Origin of the sequence: Rathayibacter sp. VKM Ac-2926 (assembly GCF_022815565.1) — a bacterium.
Classification (GTDB): Bacteria; Actinomycetota; Actinomycetes; order Actinomycetales; family Microbacteriaceae; genus Rathayibacter; species Rathayibacter festucae.
In genome coordinates this window covers 185551-202896 of record NZ_JALGRS010000001.1, presented here as the reverse complement: position 1 = coordinate 202896, position 17346 = coordinate 185551, and the positions used below count along the sequence as shown (strand labels likewise).

The window sequence follows — 17346 nt, the reverse complement described above, 5'->3', positions numbered from 1 at the left end:
CGACCCGGTAGCCGCCCGAAACATGAGGGTCGTACGGTGAGCGCATGCGCGCAGAACTGACCCTCGGTGCGGAGGAGGAGCTCCACCTCATCGATCTCGAGTCGAGGCAGCTCTCCCCCCACGCCCCCCAGGTGCTCGCCCGGCTGCCGAAGGAGAGCTTCTCGGCCGAGCTGCAGCGGACCACGGTCGAGACGAACACCGCGGTGGTCGACTCGCTCGACGGGCTCCGGGAGCAGCTGATCTCGCTCCGGCGCGCGGTGATCGACGCCGCGGCGCCCGACGGCATCGGCATCGCGGCCGTCGGCACCGCGCCGCGCTCCGAGCACGGCGACTTCGAGCTCACCAGCACCGGCCGCTACGGCCGCATGCAGGAGCAGTACCGGATGCTCGTGGACGAGCAGCTGATCTGCGGCACTCAGATCCACGTCGGCGTCTCCGATCGCGAGCTCGCCGTGCAGATCGCGCAGCGGATCGCCCGCGACCTGCCGGTGCTGCTCTCCGCCAGCGCGAGCAGCCCCTACTGGAACGGTCAGGACACCGGCTACGCCAGCATCCGCACGATCATCTGGCAGCGCTGGCCGAGCGCCGGCGCGACCGGGCCGCTGGAGTCCGCGGCCGAGTACGACCGCCTCCTCGACGACCTGATCGCCACCGGCGTCATCGCCGACTCGAAGATGGCCTACTTCGACGTCCGGCCGTCCTCGCACGCGCCGACCCTCGAGCTGCGGGTCTGCGACGCGATGCCGATCGTCGACGACGCGGTGCTGATCGCCGGGCTCTTCCGCGGTCTCGTCCGCAGCGCCGAGCTCGACATCGAGGCGGGCCGCCCGTTCCGGCACACGCCGCCGCCGATCCAGCGCGCCGCCACCTGGCAGGCCGCCCGCGGCGGTCTCTCGGGGCCGCTGCTCGACCACACCGAGCACCCCCGCCCCGTCCCCGCCGCCGAGGCGCTGCGCAGCCTGATCGCCCGCCTGCAGCCCGCACTGGACGAGCTCGGCGACCTGGAGCAGGTGCGCGCGCTCGCCGAGGCGCTGATCGCGCGCGGCAACTCCGCCGACCGCCAGCGCGCCGTCCTCGCCGAGCGCGGCACCCTCGACGCCGTGGTCGACGCCGTCGTCGCCGAGACGCACGGCCCGGCGAGCGGCCCGATCCTGCCCGCCCCGAGCCTGCGCACCTACCGCGTCCGCGCCGGTGACGAGGCCGTCGCGACCGGCGGCCGCGCGAAGAGCGCCTACCAGCCGATCCTCGAGCACTTCCGCGGGCTCGGCCCCGAGCGGCTCGAGACCCTGCACGAGTCCCGCGACCGGCTCGTCGAGCAGGCCGGGCTCACCTTCCGCGTCGGTGAGGAGGACCGGCCCTTCCCGGTCGACCTCGTCCCGCGCGTGCTCCAGGCCCACGAGTGGAGCGAGCTCGCCGCCGGGCTCGAGCAGCGCGCCCGCGCTCTCGAGTGCTTCCTGCGGGACGTCTACGGCGAGGGCCGGGCGGTCCGGGCCGGCGTGGTCCGCGATCTGCGCGGCGCGCCGGGCTGGAGCGAGGACGCGGCACGGCTGCCCGCCGGCACCGTCCGCGGCGCCGTGATGGGCTTCGACCTGGTCCGCAACGAGTTCGGCGGCTGGCGGGTGCTGGAGGACAACCTCCGGAACCCCAGCGGCCTGGCCTACGCCCTGGGCATCCGCGCGCTGCTCGACGACGTGCTGCCCGATCTGCCGCGACCCGCGGGCCTGCTCGACGCGTCGACGGCGCTCGCCGGACTGCGCGCGACGCTCGCCCACGGGACGAAGCGCGCCGACCCGGTGCTCGGGCTGCTCTCCAGCGGAGCGTCGAGCTCGGCCTGGTTCGAGCACCGCCGGCTGGCCGAGGGCGCGGGACTCCTGCTGCTCGAGGCGGGCGACGTCACGGTCGAGGGCGGCCGCGTCCTGGCCGGCGGCACGGTCGTCGACGCGCTCTATCTGCGGCTCGACGTCGAGCTGGCCGACCTCGTCGCCGGCGATCGCGCGATCGGCCGGGAGATCCTCGAGGTCGCGGCGGCCGGCGACGTGTACCTGGCGAACGCGCCCGGCAACGGCGTCGCCGACGACAAGGCCCTCTACTGCGCGGTCCCCGAGCTGATCGGCTACTACCTCGACGAGCGCCCGCTGCTCGAGTCCGTGCCGACCTACCGCCCCGAGGACGAGGCCGAGCGCCGGATCGTGCTCGAGCGGGTCGGCGAGCTGGTCACCAAGCCGGTCGACGGCTACGGCGGCCGCGGCGTGATGATCGGCCCGTCGGCCCCCGCGGCGCGGGTCGCCGAGCGGCGCGCCGAGATCGCGGCGGACCCGGGCGCCTGGGTCGCTCAGGAGGTGGTCCGGCTCTCCTCGCTGCCCGCGTTCTCGGGCACCGACCTGCAGCCGCGGCACATCGACCTCCGCGCCTTCGTCTTCGTCACCGGCACCGGTCCCGGCGACGTCCGCCTCGCCGACCTCGCGCTCACCCGCGTCGCGGCGGAGGGCAGCATGATCGTCAACTCCTCGCGCGGCGGCGGCGCGAAGGACACCTGGATCGTCGGAGGCTGAGATGTGCGGCATCGCGGGCGAGATCCGGTTCGACGGCGCGCGCGCCGACATCGGCGCCGTCGACCGGATGACCGGCTGCCTCGTGCACCGCGGCCCGGACGGCGACGGGCTCTGGGCGGCGGGCCGTGTGGCGCTCGGGCACCGGCGGCTGGCGATCATCGACCTCTCCGCGGCCGGCGCCCAGCCGATGGTCGACGCCGCACTCGGCCTGACGATCGTCTTCAACGGCTGCATCTACAACCACCGGGAGCTGCGCGCCGAGCTGGAGGGGAAGGGGCACCGCTTCTTCTCGCACTCCGACACCGAGGTGATCGGCAAGGCCTACGCCCAGTGGGGCGAGGACTGCGTCGACCACCTGCTCGGCATGTTCGCCTTCGCGATCGTCGAGCGCGAGTCCGGCCGCGTGGTGCTGGCGCGCGACCGCCTCGGCATCAAGCCGCTCTACCTCGACGAGACCCGCGAGCGGATCCGCTTCGCCTCGACCGTCCAGTCCCTGCTCGCTGCCGGCGGCGTCGACACCTCGATCGACCGCACGGCGCTGATGCTCTACCTGAGCTTCCACTCGGTCGTGCCCGCCCCGCGCACGATCCTCGCCGGAGTCACCAAGCTGCCGCCGGCGACCGTCCGCGTGATCGAGCCGGACGGCACGAGCCGCGAGCGCGTCTACTGGGAGCCGGTGTTCGCCCGCGATCCCGACCGCGCCGCCTGGACCGAGCGCGACTGGCAGGAGGCGCTGCTCGCGTCCTTCCGCACCGCCGTCTCGCGCCGGATGGTCGCGGACGTGCCGGTCGGCGTGCTGCTCTCCGGCGGCATCGACTCCAGCCTGATCGTGGCGCTGCTGGCCGAGGCCGGCCAGACCGGGCTGCAGACCTTCTCGATCGGCTTCGACGCGGCGGGCGGCGAGTCCGGCGACGAGTTCGAGTACTCCAGCCTGGTCGCGGAGCGCTTCGGCACCGACCACCACCGCCTGCCGATCGACTCCGCGCGCCTGCTGCCCGGGATCGACGCGGCGGTCGGCGCGATGAGCGAGCCGATGGTCTCGCACGACGCCGTCGCCTTCCACCTGCTCAGCGAGGACGTCTCGCAGCACGTGAAGGTCGTTCAGTCGGGTCAGGGCGCCGACGAGGTGCTCGGCGGCTACGACTGGTACCCGCCCCTGGCGCGGGTGCCGCGCGAGCGCGCCGTCGAGGCCTACGCGGACGTTTTCGTCGACCGCCCCTTCTCCGCGCTGCAGGCGCTGCTGGCGCCGGCCTGGCGCGGAGACCCCGATGCGGCGACCGCCTTCCTCGCCGAGCGCTTCGCCCGCCCCGGCGCCGACACGGCCGTGGACGCGGCGCTGCGCAACGACACCGCGGTCATGCTCGTCGACGACCCCGTGAAGCGGGTCGACAACATGACCATGGCCTGGGGCCTGGAGGCGCGCGTGCCGTTCCTCGACCACGAGTTCGTCGAGCTCGTCGGCACGATCCCGCCGGAGCTCAAGCTCGCCGACGGCGGCAAGGGGATCCTCAAGCGGGCCGTGCGCGGCATCGTCCCGGACGAGGTGATCGACCGCACCAAGGGATCTTTCCCGGTGCCCGCGATCCGTCAGCTGGAGGGGCCCTACCTGGAGCGGGTGCGGGCGGCGCTGACCGACCCCGCCGCGCGGCGCCGGGGGATCTTCGATCCCGCGACAGTCGACGCGCTGCTGGCCGACCCGAACGCGACCCGCACCCGCCTGGGCTCGAACGAGCTCTGGCAGCTCGCCCTGCTCGAGATGTGGCTCCAGGAGCACGGCGTCGGCTGAGCGGTGCCGGAGGATGGAAGCATGACGCCTCCTCTCATCGATTCGCCGCAGGTCGACCGCGTGGCCGCCGCCGAGGAGCTCGCGCTCGGACTCGTGCACGCCTGGGGCAGCTGGGGTCCGACGATGACCCCGGACGCCGCCCGCGTCGCCTTCCTCAGCGATCGCAGCGGGTCGCCGGAGGTCTGGGTGCAGGACGTCGTCGTCGGGGCCGAGCCGAGCGAGGCGCGCCGCATCGCCCTCACCGAGGATCCGGTGCTCGAGGTCTCCTGGTCCGCCGACTCCGCCTGGCTGGCCTGCCTCGTCGCGACCGACGGCGGCGTGCGCAGCCAGGTCTGGGTGGTCCGCCCCGACGGCTCGGACGCCCGCCGCATCGCCGGCTCCCGCGACGCCCACGCCGAGCTCGGGCCGTGGACCCGCAGCGGCCACCACGTCGTCGTCACGATCCCGTCGGCCGAGCCGGAGCAGCCGACCCGCTCCTTCCTGGTCGACCCGGTGACGGGCGAGCGGAAGCCGCTCGTCGACGGCGACCTCATCTCGGTGCTCGACCTCTCGGTGGAGGAGCGTCTCGTCGTGGTCCGCGACGGCCAGCGCGGCCAGCAGTACTGCGTGGTCGTCGACCGGCTGACGAACGAGAACCACGCGCTCCTGCCCGACTCGGGCACCGGATCCACGGACGTCGCGCTGCTGCGCCCGTCGCCGCTGCACGACACCGAGAGCCCGATGGTCGCCTACCTCGCGACCGACGTCGACCTGCCGCGGCGCCAGCTCGTCGCGATGCCGCTCGGCCCGGACGGCTGGCGCGGCCGGATCCGCCGCCTCGCGGCCCGCGACGACGCCGAGCTCGAGGGCCTGGACGCCGACGACGCCGGACGGATGCTGATGCTGGTCTGGAACGTCGCCGGCTCGAGCGAGATCGAGCTGCTGGACACCACCACCGGCGCCCGGGTCCCGGTCGCCGGGCTCCCGGGACTGGTCGCGACGACGCCGGTGCTCTCCCGCGACGGTGGCGCGGTGATCCTCGGTGTCGAGGGCCCGGAGCGCCCGCGCGAGCTGTGGCGGCTGGACACGGCGACCCACGAGTGGTCCCGGATCACCGGGGTGCCGACGCTCGATGCGCCGCCGCTGATCGTGCCGACCCTCGAGCGCTTCACGGGCCGCGACGGTCTCGCGCTCTCCGGCTGGCTCTACCGCGCGCCCGGGTCGACCGGGCCCGGAGCGGCCATGCTCAGCCTGCACGGCGGTCCGGAGTCGCAGGAGCGGCCCACCTTCTCCGCCCAGCACCAGGCGGTCGCCGCCGCGGGGATCACCGTGTTCGCGCCGAACGTGCGCGGCTCCTCGGGCTTCGGCCGCGACTTCGTGCACGCCGACGACGTGGAGAAGCGCCGCGGCGCCTTCGACGACGTCCTCGCCGCCGCCGCGCACCTGGTCGACGCCGGGATCGCCGACCCGGCGCGGATCGCCGTCACCGGCCGCTCCTACGGCGGCTACCTGACGCTCGCGTCGCTCGCCTTCTCGCCCGGCGTCTTCGCCGCCGGCGTCGACATCTGCGGGATGTCGCACCTGCAGACCTTCTACCGCGACACCGAGCCGTGGATCGCCTCGGCCGCCGTCACCAAGTACGGCCACCCCGAGCACGACGCGGAGCTGCTCGAGGAGCTGTCGCCGCTGAACGCGGCCGCCGGGATCGACGTGCCGCTGCTCGTCGTGCACGGCGAGCTCGACACCAACGTCCCGATCGGCGAGGCCCGGCAGATCGTCGCGGCGCTCGAGGAGCTCGGCCGCCCGGTCCGCTGCCTCCAGCTGGACGGCGAGGGCCACGAGTACCGCCGTGCCGACTCGAAGGAGACGCTGCTGCGCGAGCTCCTGCACTTCCTCACGGAGTCGCTCGGCGCCCCCTGACCAGCGCGTCCCGGCGGTGAGGAAGAGGACGCGGCGGCGCCCCCTGCATGCTGGTCGAGCAGCCCCGCAGGGGCCCTTGCATGCTGGTCGAGTAGCCCCGCAGGGGCGTATCGAGACCCGCCGCTCAGCGCGACTCGAACTCCTGGCGGAGCGTCCCGTGGATCGGGTGCGCCGGGTCGTCGCCGACCGCGCGCGCCGGGTCGTCGATCTCGACGGCGCGTCCCGGTGCGAGGTCCGCGTCACCGCCGACCATCTCCGAGACGCCGTCGAGCAGATCCTCGGCGATCCGGCTCGAGAGCCCGCTGCGCTCGCCCGGCCCGGGATCGGTGAGCTCGTCGACCGGAGCGGCCAGCGCCGCCTCCAGTCCCGTCCGCTCGACGCCGGCCTCCGGCTCGTGCTCGATCCGCCGCGCCTGCTCGTGCTGTGACTCCGACCCCTGGGGCATCGTCGCTCCTCGTCCGTCTCCTCGCGGCAGCGTCGTCCCGGATGGGGGCCGTGCACTCCCGCCGCTGCCCCGAGCGTAGATCACGGCGTGTCGATCGCGGCTCAGTCGAGCAGCAGCCAGGAGTGCGCCTCGACCCGCACGCCGCCGACGCTCGTCGCCTCGTCGCCGAGGTTGAGCGCGAGCCGGGCGCTCTCGCCGGCCGGCCCCTCGGCCACCAGCAGCACGGCGGTGTTCGACAGATCGACGCTCCCGGTCCGCGAGGCGACCAGCCACGGGTGGCGGCGGCGGAAGGCGATGACCTCCTGGTGCACGCGGTAGGCGTCGTTCCGCGGCCACTCGGCCGGGTCCGCCGGGAACTCCGGCCGGATCGCGTCGTCGCCGCCCGCCCGCTCCTCCTTGACGCCCTCGAGCCCGCGCTCGTCGCCCGAGTAGATGCTCGGCACACCGCCGACGAAGCCGAGGATCGCGACGGCGTGCCCGTGGTGGCGCGGGTCGCTGATCGCGCTGGCGAGCCGGGTCACGTCGTGATTGCCGACGAAGGTCAGCGGCACGAACGTCTCGAGGAACTCCGCGTGCCGCTGCAGCGTCCAGTCGAGCTCGAAGAGGTTGCCCTCCTCGATCGAGCTGCGCACCGACTTCCAGAGCTCGTACTGCGTGACGGAGTCCAGACCCGACTCCCGCACGTAGCCGGCGTAGTCGCCGTGGATGACCTCGCCGACGAACCAGGCCTCGGGGAAGCGCTCGCGCACCGGGTCGATCGCGGCGCGCCAGGAGGAGGGGTCCACCGCGTAGGCGGCGTCGAGCCGCCAGCCGTCGATCCCGCGCTCTAGCCAGTGGCTCATCACGGCGGAGACGTGCGCGGCGACCTCGGGGTTCGCGGTGTCGAGCTCGACGAGCGCCTCGTGGCCCTCGAAGACGTCGACCGGCAGGCCGTCGACCTCGCGCGCCGAGTCGGTCCGCCGGAAGCGCGCGGCGGCGGGGGAGCCCTCGCCCGCCGCGACGGCCTCGCGCCACCACGGGTGCTCGCGGCCGACGTGGTTGAAGACGCCGTCGAAGACCAGGCGGATCCCGCGCTCGCGGCAGGCCGCGATCAGATCGTCCAGGTCGCGCTCGTCACCCAGGCGCGGGTCGACCCGGAAGTGGTCGACGGTGTCGTAGCCGTGCGTCATCGAGGCGAACACCGGCCCGAGCAGCAGGCCGTTGCAGCCGAGCGCGAGCAGGTCGTCGAGCCAGGGCAGGATCCGGCGCAGGCGGTGCTGCGGCTCCTCCCCGGGCTGCGGCCCGTCGGCCGAGGTCGCCTCGGCCCCGAGGAACGCCATCGGGTGGATCTGCCACCAGATCGCCGTCGAGATCCAGCCGTCCGTCGTCGTCTCCGCCACCGCGGCCGCCTCTCCCGGCGGGCTCGGGTGCGCGCCGTCGGCGAGTGTAGCGACGGCCCCTGACATCGCCTCCCAGCCGCTCCCGACGGCTCCGCGGGCTGCCGATCGGCGTGTTTCCGGGGATTCCGTCGCGCGAATCGCCGCCGATCCGGGATCGGGCTGGTAGGTTACGGACGGTCCGACCGGTCGACGGGGTCCGTCCCCGGCCGTTGGACGACACACAACCACCAGCTGTTCTCAACAGCGCGAACGTCCTGGGAGGACACTCCAATGGCTGACAAGTCGCTCAACCGCACCGAGCTCGTCGCGAAGATCGCCGCCGACTCCGGCCAGAGCCAGGCCGCCGTCAACGGCGTCCTCGACTCGCTCTTCTCGACCCTCGCCGACTCCGTCTCCAACGACGTGAAGGTCACCATCCCCGGCTGGATCGCCGTCGAGCGCACGTCCCGCGCCGCGCGCACCGGCCGCAACCCGCAGACCGGCGAGACCATCCAGATCGCCGCCGGCCACTCGGTCAAGGTCTCGGCCGGCACCAAGCTCAAGGCCGCCGCCAAGTAGTCGCGGTCCGCGCCCTCACGGCGCAGCAGTTCCACACGAAGACCCCGGCCCTCCGCCGGGGTCTTCGTCGTCCTGCCGCCCCCCAGCCGCAAGAACGTAGGCTTGCCGGGTGAATCGAACCGTCCGGATCGCGGGCCCGGCGCTCCTGCTCGTGGTCGCCGCCCTCGTCGCGCTCCTGGCGGCGCTCGCGTTCGGCGGCGGTTCGGCCGCACCGCTCCTGAACGACCCGGGGCCCGTCGTCCGCTTCGGCCTCCCGGTCGCCAAGCTCGCGGTCAACCTCGGCGCCGCCGGCATGATCGGCTCGCTCGTCCTGACGCTGTTCGCGCTGAGCCCTCGCGCGATCGCGAAGCGCACCGGCGCCCCCGCCGAGGCGGAGCCGCGCACCGAGTACACGATCGCGCTCGACGTCGCCGCCGCGAGCGCCGCGTTCTTCGCCGCCGCCTCCGCGCTGACCGGCTTCTTCACCTTCCTCAACGTCACCCAGACGCCGCTGAGCCTCGACCGCGACTTCGGCACGAAGCTCAGCTACTTCATCGGCAGCATCCCGGTCGGCCAGGCCTGGCTGATCACCACACTGCTCGCCGCCGTCGTCACCGTCCTCTGCTTCGCGGTCCGCAACCAGACCGCGCTCGTCTTCGTGACGGCGATCGCGCTCCTGACGCTGCTGCCGATGGCGCAGCAGGGCCACGCGGCCGGAGCGAGCGGCCACGACGCCGCCGTCACCGCCCTCGGCCTGCACCTGGTCTTCGCCGCGATCTGGCTGGGCGGGCTGGTCACGATCATCGTGCTGCGCCCGCTGCTCGGCGGCGCGCGCCTGCTGCCCGTGATCGGGCGCTACTCGAGCCTCGCGCTCGTCAGCTTCATCGTGGTCGCCGCCTCGGGCTACATCAGCGCCGAGCTGCGGCTCGCGACGCTCGGCAACCTGCTCACCGGCTACGGCGTGCTGGTGCTCGTGAAGGTCGCGGCGCTGACCGCGCTCGGCGTCTTCGGCCTCGTCCAGCGCCGCTTCCTGATCGCCCGGATGCGCAGCGCCGGCGGAGCGGGCGGGCGCAGCTTCTGGTGGCTCGTCGCCGCGGAGGTCGCCTTCATGGGCATCGCCTCCGGCGTCGCCGCCGCCCTCGCGCGCACTGCGACGCCGGTCGACCAGGTCGCCGCGACCGAGCTGACGAACCCGACCCCCGCGGAGCTGCTCACCGGCGAGCCGCTGCCGCCGGCGCCGTCCGCCCTGAACTTCCTCACCCTCTGGAACGTCGACCTGGTCTGGCTGCTGGTCTGCGGCTTCGGCATCGCGTTCTACGTCGCCGGCGTCGTGCGCCTGCACCGCCGCGGCGACCGCTGGCCCGTGCACCGCACCGTGCTCTGGATCGCGGGCATGCTGCTGCTGGCGTACATCACCAACGGCGGCGTCAACGCCTACGAGAAGTACCTGTTCAGCGCGCACATGCTCGCGCACATGGTCCTGACCATGGCCGTCCCGGTGCTGCTGGTCCCGGCCGCGCCGGTCACGCTGATCGCGCGCGCCGCGGCCCGGCGCACCGACGGCTCCCGCGGCGGCCGGGAGTGGGTCCTGCTCGCCGTGCACTCGCGCTTCGCCACCGCGATCTCGCACCCGATCGTCGCGGCGCTGCTGTTCGTCGGCTCGCTCTGGGGCTTCTACTACTCGCCGCTCTTCCGCTGGGCGACGACCGACCACATCGGCCACGAGTGGATGATCGTCCACTTCCTGATCACCGGCTACCTCTTCGTGAGCGTCCTGATCGGCGTCGACCCGAGCGTGCACCGCGTGCCCTACCCGATGCGCCTGCTGCTGCTGCTGGGCACGATGGCGTTCCACGCCTTCTTCGGCCTGGCGCTGATGACGGGGGAGGGCCTCCTGCTCGCCGACTGGTACGGCGCGATGGGCTGGGGCACGAACGCCCTCGACGACCAGCAGGCGGCCGGCGGCATCGCCTGGAGCATCGGCGAGATCCCCACGCTCGCCCTCGCGATCATCGTCGCGGTGATGTGGAGCCGCTCGGACGCGCGCGACTCCAAGCGGCTCGACCGCCAGGCCGACCGCACCGGCGAGGCCGAGCTCACCGCGTACAACGACCGCCTGGCCGCCCTGCAGAAGCGCGGCTGAGCCGGGCCCTGCACGATCCGGACCGTCCCCGATCGAGTCGTCCCCGGTCGAGTCGTCCCCGGTCGAGTCGTCCCCTGTCGACGGACGTCCCGCGACAGCCCCGAGCGGGCTCCGCGGGCGCTTCCTAGGCTGGCCGCTGCTGTCCGACCTCGCCCGCGTCCCGCGGGCTCGAGGCGCAGCGCTGCGAGAAGGGGAGCGCATGATCGAGGCACGAGGCCTGACCAAGAGGTACGGAGCGAAGACCGCGGTCGACGGGATCGACTTCACCGTGGCGCCGGGGAGGGTGACCGGCTTCCTCGGACCCAACGGCGCCGGCAAGTCGACGACGATGCGGATGATCGTCGGTCTCGACCGGCCCTCCGCCGGCTCGGTGCTGGTCAACGGCCGGCCCTATCGCGAGCACGCCGCGCCGCTCGCCGAGGTCGGCGCCCTGCTCGACGCGAAGGCGACGCACCGCGGCCGGACCCTCCGCGACCACCTGCGCGTGATCGCCGCGACGCACCGCATCCCGCGCTCCCGGGTGGAGGAGGTCATCGAGGTCGTCGGCCTCGGCAGCGTCGCGCGCAAGCGCGTCGGCGGCTTCTCGCTCGGCATGGGCCAGCGGGTGGGCATCGCGACCGCGCTGCTCGGCGACCCGCGGACCCTCCTGCTCGACGAGCCGGTGAACGGCCTCGATCCGGAGGGCGTCCGCTGGGTCCGCGACTTCGTCCGCGCGAAGGCGGCGGAGGGCTGCTGCGTGCTGCTCTCCTCGCACCTGATGAGCGAGATGGCGCAGACCGCCGACCACATCATCGTCCTCGGCCGGGGCCGGATCCTCGCCGACGCCCCGCTGGACGACTTCCTCGCCGAGGCGCGGCCGCGCGTGCGCGTCGAGAGCCCGGACTCGGTGCGGCTCGCCGCGCTCCTCGCCGCCCGCGGTGCTGCGGTCGCTCTCACGGGCGGCGGGCTCGAGATCGAGGGGCTCGAGGCGCCGGTGATCGGCGCGCTCGCCCACGAGGCCGGAGCGGTGCTGCACGCGCTCACCGCGCTGACCCGCTCGCTCGAGGAGGCCTACGTCGCGATGACGGCCGACGCCGTCGAGTACACCGCCGCCCGTCCCCACGGATCCCAGCCCCTCGAAGGAGCCACCCGATGACCGCGACCGCCCCGAGACCCGTCCGCGACGCCTCGAGCGGGGTGAGGCTCCGCCTCGACGGGGTCGTCCTCTCCGAGCTGCTCAAGCTCGTCACCGTCCGCTCCACCTGGTGGTCGATCGTCGTCTCGGTGCTCCTCGCGCTCGCTCTGGCCCTGGCCCTGGGTGCCGTCGTCGAGCCGCCGAAGGAGGGCTCCGTCTCCGCGTTCGTCGCGGGCGGCGCGACCCTGCACCTGCAGTTCGTCGGCCTGGTGATCGCCGTCCTCGGGGCGCTGTCGCTCGGCGGCGAGTACTCCACCGGGATGATCCGCTCGACCTACACCGCCGTGCCGCGCCGGGTCCCGTCCCTCCTCGCCCGCGGGGTCGTCGTGGCGGTCGCGTCCTTCGTGGTGGGCGTGCTCACCTGCGTCGGCTCGTTCGCCGTCATCGGCGGGATGCTCGCGGTGAAGGGCACGCCCACGTCGCTGCTCGACGACGGCGTGCTCGGCAGTCTGCTCGGCGGCGGCCTCTTCCTGGCGGTCATCGGGGCGTTCTCGGTCGCCGTGGCGGCGCTGCTGCGCAGCACGGCGGCCGCCATCGGCCTCTCGGTCGGCGTGCTCTTCGTGCTGCCGCTGCTCGCGAGCATCGCGGGCGGTCTGCTGCAGGCCCAGTGGATCATCGACGTCAGCCCCTATCTGCTCTCGAACCTCGGGCTGGCGCTGTCCAGCGTCCCGAGCGAGGGCTCGGGCGTGGAGCAGATCAGCACGACGTCCGCGCTGCTCGCCAGCGCCGGGTGGCTCCTCGCCGTCTGGGTCCCGGCGCTGACGGCGACCCGCGTCCGCGACGTCTGACCGCGGCGCCGGGGTGCGGGGGTCGGCTGGGTACAGTGGAGCGGTGACCCAGCCGACCCTCTCCGACGAGCAGCAGCGGGTGTTCGACCTCATCGAGAACACCCGCGAGCACCTGTTCGTGACGGGCCGCGCCGGCACCGGCAAGTCGACCCTGCTCAACCACCTGAGCTGGAACACCGACAAGCAGATCGTCATCTGCGCACCGACCGGTGTCGCCGCGCTGAACGTCGGCGGGCAGACGATCCACTCGCTCTTCCGGCTCCCGATCGGGGTCATCGCCGACTCCGACCTCGATCAGCCGCCCGAGCTGCGCAAGCTGCTGAACACCATCGACACCCTCGTCATCGACGAGATCTCGATGGTCAACGCCGATCTCCTCGACGGCATCGACCGCAGCCTCCGCCAGGCGCGGCAGCGCCGGTCCGAGCCGTTCGGCGGCGTCCAGGTCGTCCTCTTCGGCGACCCGTTCCAGCTCGCGCCCGTCCCGGGCGATCCGGAGGAGCGCGCCTACTTCGCCGACCGCTACCGCTCGCTCTGGTTCTTCGACGCGCTGGTCTGGCAGGAGGCGACGCTGCGGATCATCGAGCTCGGGAGGATCCACCGTCAGAGCGACGAGCGCTTCAAGTGGATGCTCAACGCCGTGCGCTTCGGCATGGTGACCAAGGAGATCGCGGACGTCCTCAACGCCGCCGGCGCGCGCACGCCGCCCGAGAACGACGCGATCACCCTCGCGACCCGCAACGACACCGTCAACCGGATCAACCAGACCGCCCTCGCGCGGCTCAAGGGCCCGGTCAAGACCGCCTCGGCCGAGATCAGCGGCGATTTCGGCGGCCGCGCGTACCCGGCCGATCAGAACCTCGAGCTGAAGATCGGGGCGCACGTGATGTTCCTGCGCAACGACGCCGAGCAGCGCTGGGTGAACGGCACGATCGGCCGCGTGACCAAGGTCGCCGGCACGGTCTGGGTCGAGGTGGACGGCGAGGTGCACGAGGTCGAGCCCGCGACCTGGGAGCGCTACCGCTACTCCTACTCCGCCGCGACCAAGAAGCTGACCCGCGAGATCGTCGCCGAGTTCGCGCAGTTCCCGCTGCGCCTGGCCTGGGCCGTCACGATCCACAAGTCGCAGGGCAAGACCTACGACTCCGCCGTGGTCGACCTCGGGCAGCGCGCGTTCGCCCCCGGTCAGACCTACGTCGCGCTCAGCCGCATCACGAGCCTCGAGGGGCTCTACCTCACCCGGCCGCTCCGGCCGAGCGACATCATCGTCGACAAGGACGTGCTGCGCTTCATGTCCGAGCGCCGGGCCGAGCCCGCGGCCGTCGCGGAGCCGGAGTCCGCGTCCTCCTGAGCGCCTGAGCGCCGGAGCGGCACGTCAGGCCGCGGCGCGCGAGCCGGCCAGGTCGCGGAACACCGCGGTGGTCAGCCGGTACGCCTCCGCCACCTCGGCGATGACGCGCTCGCGCTCGTCCTCGTCCCAGCCGGCGGCGTCGAGCTGCTCGCGGTAGACCGCGCGAAAGGCCGACGGCGTCGCGATCTCGCCGTAGAGGTAGAAGCCGACGCCGTTGGTCTCGAAGCCGAAGCGCCGCTGGAGCAGCGTGCGGACGATCGAGCAGCCGGACAGGTCGCCGAGGTAGCGGGTGTAGTGGTGGGCGACGAAGCCGCCGCTCCAGCCGCTCGCGACGGTGCGGATCCGCTCGACGTAGGCCGCCGTCGAGGGGAGCGGGCTGATGCGCGAGCGCCAGTCCTCGCCGACCAGGAAGCGCAGGTCCTCCGCGATCGCCGGCAGGCGGGTGAGCTTGGGCGAGATGAAGGGTGCGGCGACCGGGTCGCCCGCCATCGCCTCCGCCACGGCCTCGAGCGCCTCGTAGACGAAGTAGTGCTGCGCGATCATCGCGACGTAGTCGTCGCGGCTGCCGGACCCGGTCATCAGCGCGGTCATGAAGGCCGAGACCTCGTCGTCCGCGCCGGACGTAGCCAGGCGCGTGCGGAGGGCCTGCGAGAACGAGGTGACGTTCGAGACGTTCGGCACGGCGGCCTCCTTCGGCGTCTTAGGTTGCCCTTACCTTAGCTCGAAGGCACCGCGGTCGCCAGGGCGGGTCTCAGTGCGAGTGCCCGCTGTCGGTGACCGTCGTCATCATCCCGCCCATGTCGTGGGAGCCCTCGGAGGAGGCGGACAGCGCCGGCGTCGCGAGGGCGGAGACGAGGAGCGCGCCCGCGAAGAGGCCGAGGACCGCGCGCGGGGCCGAGACGGGCCGCTCCACCGTGCGCTGCGAGCGGAGGGCGGCGGCGACGACGGCCGCGGCCACGAGCTGCAGGGCGCCCGCCGCGAGAGCCGGCAGGGGATCGCGCAGCAGACCGGCGGCGATCGCGAGCACGAAGCCGGCGACGGTGACGCCGGTGACGGCGAGCGCGGTCCGCGGGAGGACGATCCGGCCGCGGGCGAGGACGACGACGCCCCAGGCCAGCTCCGCGACGCCGAGGGCGGCGAGCGGGAGGGTCCCCGCGTCGAGCTGCCCGGCGGCGAGGGAGAGGTGCACGAGACCGGCGCCGATCCCGGCGAAGGCGGCGTTTCCGCGGGCGACGGTGCTCATCGCGGTCTCCGATCGTGGTGGAGGTGCAAGAAGAAGAGGCCCCGGATCGACACACCGCATCGTGTCGTCCGGGGCCGTTCGGTCCGTCCGCCGCGGAAAACGGCGGGCCCACGGCGGACGGAGTCTAGGGGGAGCGGACGGATAGGATGCGGGTCAGGCGGTCGCGGTGCGCGCCCGGGCGCCCTTGTCGGCGGTGAGCCCGACTCCGAGGAGGACGAGCGCGCTGGCGAGGTGCAGGAAGTGATCGGCGGTGTTCAGCGCGAGCACGTTGAGGGCGGTGTTGACCAGGAAGAAGCCGACGACTCCGAGCAGCAGGTACACCGCGCCGACGGTCGTGTTGACCGTCTTGGCCGCCGAGGTGGTGGAGAGGCCGGCGATCAGCAGTGCGCCGCCGATGAGCAAGTGTGCGATGTTGTGCAGCGGATTGACCTCGAAGATCCCGAGAAGCAGTCCGCCCTCCGTCGCGAGGAACTGGACGCCGCCGGTGACGACGAAGCCGAGCAGTCCGACGACCACGTAGACCGCGCCGAAGAGCGTGGCGAGCAGCCGGTTCGGTGATGTGCGCATGATTCCTCTTCTCCTTCCGGGCAACGCCTCCGCGTCGCTTGTCCCTTCTTCGTAGCAGCCGCTCAGATGGTTTGGAAAAGGGGTGGCCGGATCCGGATCCGCGTGGTCGCGGGTCACGGTCGGGACACGAAAGCCCCCGCGCACGGCCCCCGCCCCGTGCTGCGCGAGACCGCGCCCGTACAGTGGAGGAGTTCCAGCACGCGTCTTCGGGGGGAGTCGAACGGCATGATCGGTGGCCGCAGGCCGACCCGGGTCGGAGCTCTCGTCGTGCCCGCCCTGGTCCTCGCCCTCACCGGCTGCACCGGCGGTGCCGACTCCGTCGTCCCCGATGCGCTGCCCGGGCCCGTGCCCGACGACCTGGCCATCGCCCTCTCTGGCTTCCTCGTCGAGGCGCAGAGCGTCGCCGGGGCTTCCGGCGTGGTCGCGGGGGTCTGGTCGCCCTGGGCCGGCGGCTGGGAGACGGCGATCGGCACGATCGGCGACGAGGCGAACACCCCGGTGACCACCGACGCGCACGTGCGGCTCGGCACCGGCGGCACCGAGGCGATGACCTGCGACGTCGTCGTCGCGCTCGCCGAGAAGGGCACCCTCGACCTCGACGCGGACGTCGGCGACGCGCTCACCTCCCTCCCCGGCATCGAGGGGATGACCCTCCGCCAGCTCTGCTCGCACACCTCCGGCCTCGCCGATTTCCGCTCCGTCCTCTGGCCGACCGTCGTGCAGAACCCCGCCCGCGAGTGGCCCACCCTCGAGCTGATCTCGGCCGCGCAGGTCAGCGCGCCGATCGCCGAGCCGGGCGCCGCCTGGTCCGAGTCCTCCACCGGCCCGCTCCTCGCGGGCGTGGTGGCGACGCAGGCCACCGGTCGCAGCATGCAGTCGCTCTACGACGAGTACGTCGTGCCCCGCTACGGCCTGAGCAGCACCGGCCTTCCCGGCGACTCGGAGCTCGAGCTGCCCGCCCCGGCGATGCTCGGCTTCTCCGCCGCCCTCGATCCGCGCTCCGGCGCCGTCCAGTGCGAGGTCCGCCGTGACCTCTCCGCGGCGTCGCCCTCCTCGCTCGGCGCGGCCGGCGGCGCCGTCACCGATCTCGACGATCTGCGCCGCCTCGCGCAGGGACTGGCGACCGAGCCCGCGGGCGACGCGATGTGGGCCGATCCCGTCCCGCAGGGGCAGGGGCGCGCGGAGTGGCTGCTCGCCGGGCTCGGCGGCCACGAGGCCGGCCCGCTCCGCGGCTTCTCCGGCATCGCGCCGGGCTTCCTCACCGCCGCCTACTCCGACCCGGAGTCGGGGCTGACGGTCGCGGTCGCCTTCAACAGCTCGACCGCCGGCGAGGGCTTCGCCGCCACGACTGCGCGTGCCCTCGCGGCAATCGCGGTCGAGCAGGGGGCGGCGTCCGGCGCCGCCGGGCTGCCGCAGCTGCCCTGGACGGCCGACGGCGAGCGCGGCGCGGTGCAGGGCGCGCAGCCGCGCTGCTGAGCCGTC

General features: G+C 73.5%; 14 protein-coding genes. 9 read left to right on the top strand and 5 right to left on the bottom strand.

Annotated features, from left to right (window positions below; all coding sequences use genetic code 11):
- The first annotated feature begins 44 nt into the window (after window positions 1–44).
- From MT351_RS00970 to MT351_RS00960, 3 genes are read left to right on the top strand one after another with little or no spacing between them, the layout of a single operon-like run.
- Window positions 45–2552: a glutamate--cysteine ligase gene (locus MT351_RS00970; protein WP_243581024.1), complete on the top strand. Its 2508-nt coding sequence runs from the start codon at window positions 45–47 to the stop codon at window positions 2550–2552.
- Between the two features lies 1 nt (window position 2553).
- Window positions 2554–4338 (top strand): N-acetylglutaminylglutamine amidotransferase, encoded by a 1785-nt coding sequence (locus MT351_RS00965; RefSeq protein ID WP_243581023.1) that lies wholly within the window; start codon window positions 2554–2556, stop codon window positions 4336–4338.
- Between the two features lie 21 nt (window positions 4339–4359).
- The gene (locus tag MT351_RS00960) at window positions 4360–6237 is read left to right on the top strand and encodes a S9 family peptidase (protein ID WP_243581022.1); all 1878 of its coding nucleotides are present in this window, start codon (window positions 4360–4362) and stop codon (window positions 6235–6237) included.
- A 124-nt stretch (window positions 6238–6361) separates the two neighbouring features.
- Here MT351_RS00960 and MT351_RS00955 read toward each other — a convergent pair whose 3' ends face one another.
- Complete coding sequence (locus MT351_RS00955) at window positions 6362–6682, bottom strand: hypothetical protein (RefSeq protein ID WP_123734868.1); 321 nt, start codon at window positions 6680–6682, stop codon at window positions 6362–6364.
- Between the two features lie 101 nt (window positions 6683–6783).
- The gene (locus MT351_RS00950) at window positions 6784–8061 is read right to left on the bottom strand and encodes an alpha-amylase family glycosyl hydrolase (RefSeq protein WP_243581021.1); all 1278 of its coding nucleotides are present in this window, start codon (window positions 8059–8061) and stop codon (window positions 6784–6786) included.
- Window positions 8062–8331: 270 nt separating this feature from the next.
- Here MT351_RS00950 and MT351_RS00945 point away from each other — a divergent pair, with 270 nt between their 5' ends.
- The 5 genes from MT351_RS00945 (at window position 8332) to MT351_RS00925 (ending at window position 14054) form a co-directional block, all read left to right on the top strand.
- Window positions 8332–8619 (top strand): HU family DNA-binding protein, encoded by a 288-nt coding sequence (locus tag MT351_RS00945; RefSeq protein WP_055786347.1) that lies wholly within the window; start codon window positions 8332–8334, stop codon window positions 8617–8619.
- A gap of 109 nt (window positions 8620–8728) precedes the next feature.
- Window positions 8729–10741, top strand: coding sequence for a cytochrome c oxidase assembly protein (locus MT351_RS00940; protein ID WP_243581020.1), 2013 nt, complete (start codon window positions 8729–8731; stop codon window positions 10739–10741).
- A 199-nt stretch (window positions 10742–10940) separates the two neighbouring features.
- Entirely contained in the window at window positions 10941–11876 is a 936-nt protein-coding gene (locus MT351_RS00935; RefSeq protein WP_243581019.1) for an ABC transporter ATP-binding protein, read from the top strand.
- Complete coding sequence (locus tag MT351_RS00930) at window positions 11873–12703, top strand: ABC transporter permease (protein WP_243581018.1); 831 nt, start codon at window positions 11873–11875, stop codon at window positions 12701–12703. Before MT351_RS00935 ends, MT351_RS00930 begins: the two co-directional genes overlap by 4 nt.
- A gap of 43 nt (window positions 12704–12746) precedes the next feature.
- Window positions 12747–14054 carry an ATP-dependent RecD-like DNA helicase gene (locus MT351_RS00925; protein ID WP_243581017.1) on the top strand — a complete coding sequence of 436 codons (1308 nt, stop codon included), beginning with the start codon at window positions 12747–12749 and terminating at the stop codon, window positions 14052–14054.
- A 24-nt stretch (window positions 14055–14078) separates the two neighbouring features.
- Here MT351_RS00925 and MT351_RS00920 read toward each other — a convergent pair whose 3' ends face one another.
- The 3 genes from MT351_RS00920 to MT351_RS00910 all read right to left on the bottom strand — a co-directional run bounded on the left by MT351_RS00920 (window position 14079) and on the right by MT351_RS00910 (window position 15864).
- On the bottom strand, window positions 14079–14735 hold the full coding sequence (locus MT351_RS00920; protein ID WP_243581016.1) for a heme oxygenase (biliverdin-producing): 657 nt from the start codon (window positions 14733–14735) through the stop codon (window positions 14079–14081).
- A 70-nt stretch (window positions 14736–14805) separates the two neighbouring features.
- On the bottom strand, window positions 14806–15297 hold the full coding sequence (locus MT351_RS00915) for a hypothetical protein (RefSeq protein WP_243581015.1): 492 nt from the start codon (window positions 15295–15297) through the stop codon (window positions 14806–14808).
- Between the two features lie 153 nt (window positions 15298–15450).
- Window positions 15451–15864, bottom strand: coding sequence for a DUF4383 domain-containing protein (locus MT351_RS00910; RefSeq protein WP_123734875.1), 414 nt, complete (start codon window positions 15862–15864; stop codon window positions 15451–15453).
- Between the two features lie 267 nt (window positions 15865–16131).
- Between MT351_RS00910 and MT351_RS00905 the strand changes: the two genes are divergently transcribed.
- Complete coding sequence (locus tag MT351_RS00905) at window positions 16132–17340, top strand: serine hydrolase (protein WP_243581014.1); 1209 nt, start codon at window positions 16132–16134, stop codon at window positions 17338–17340.
- Window positions 17341–17346 lie beyond the last annotated feature (6 nt).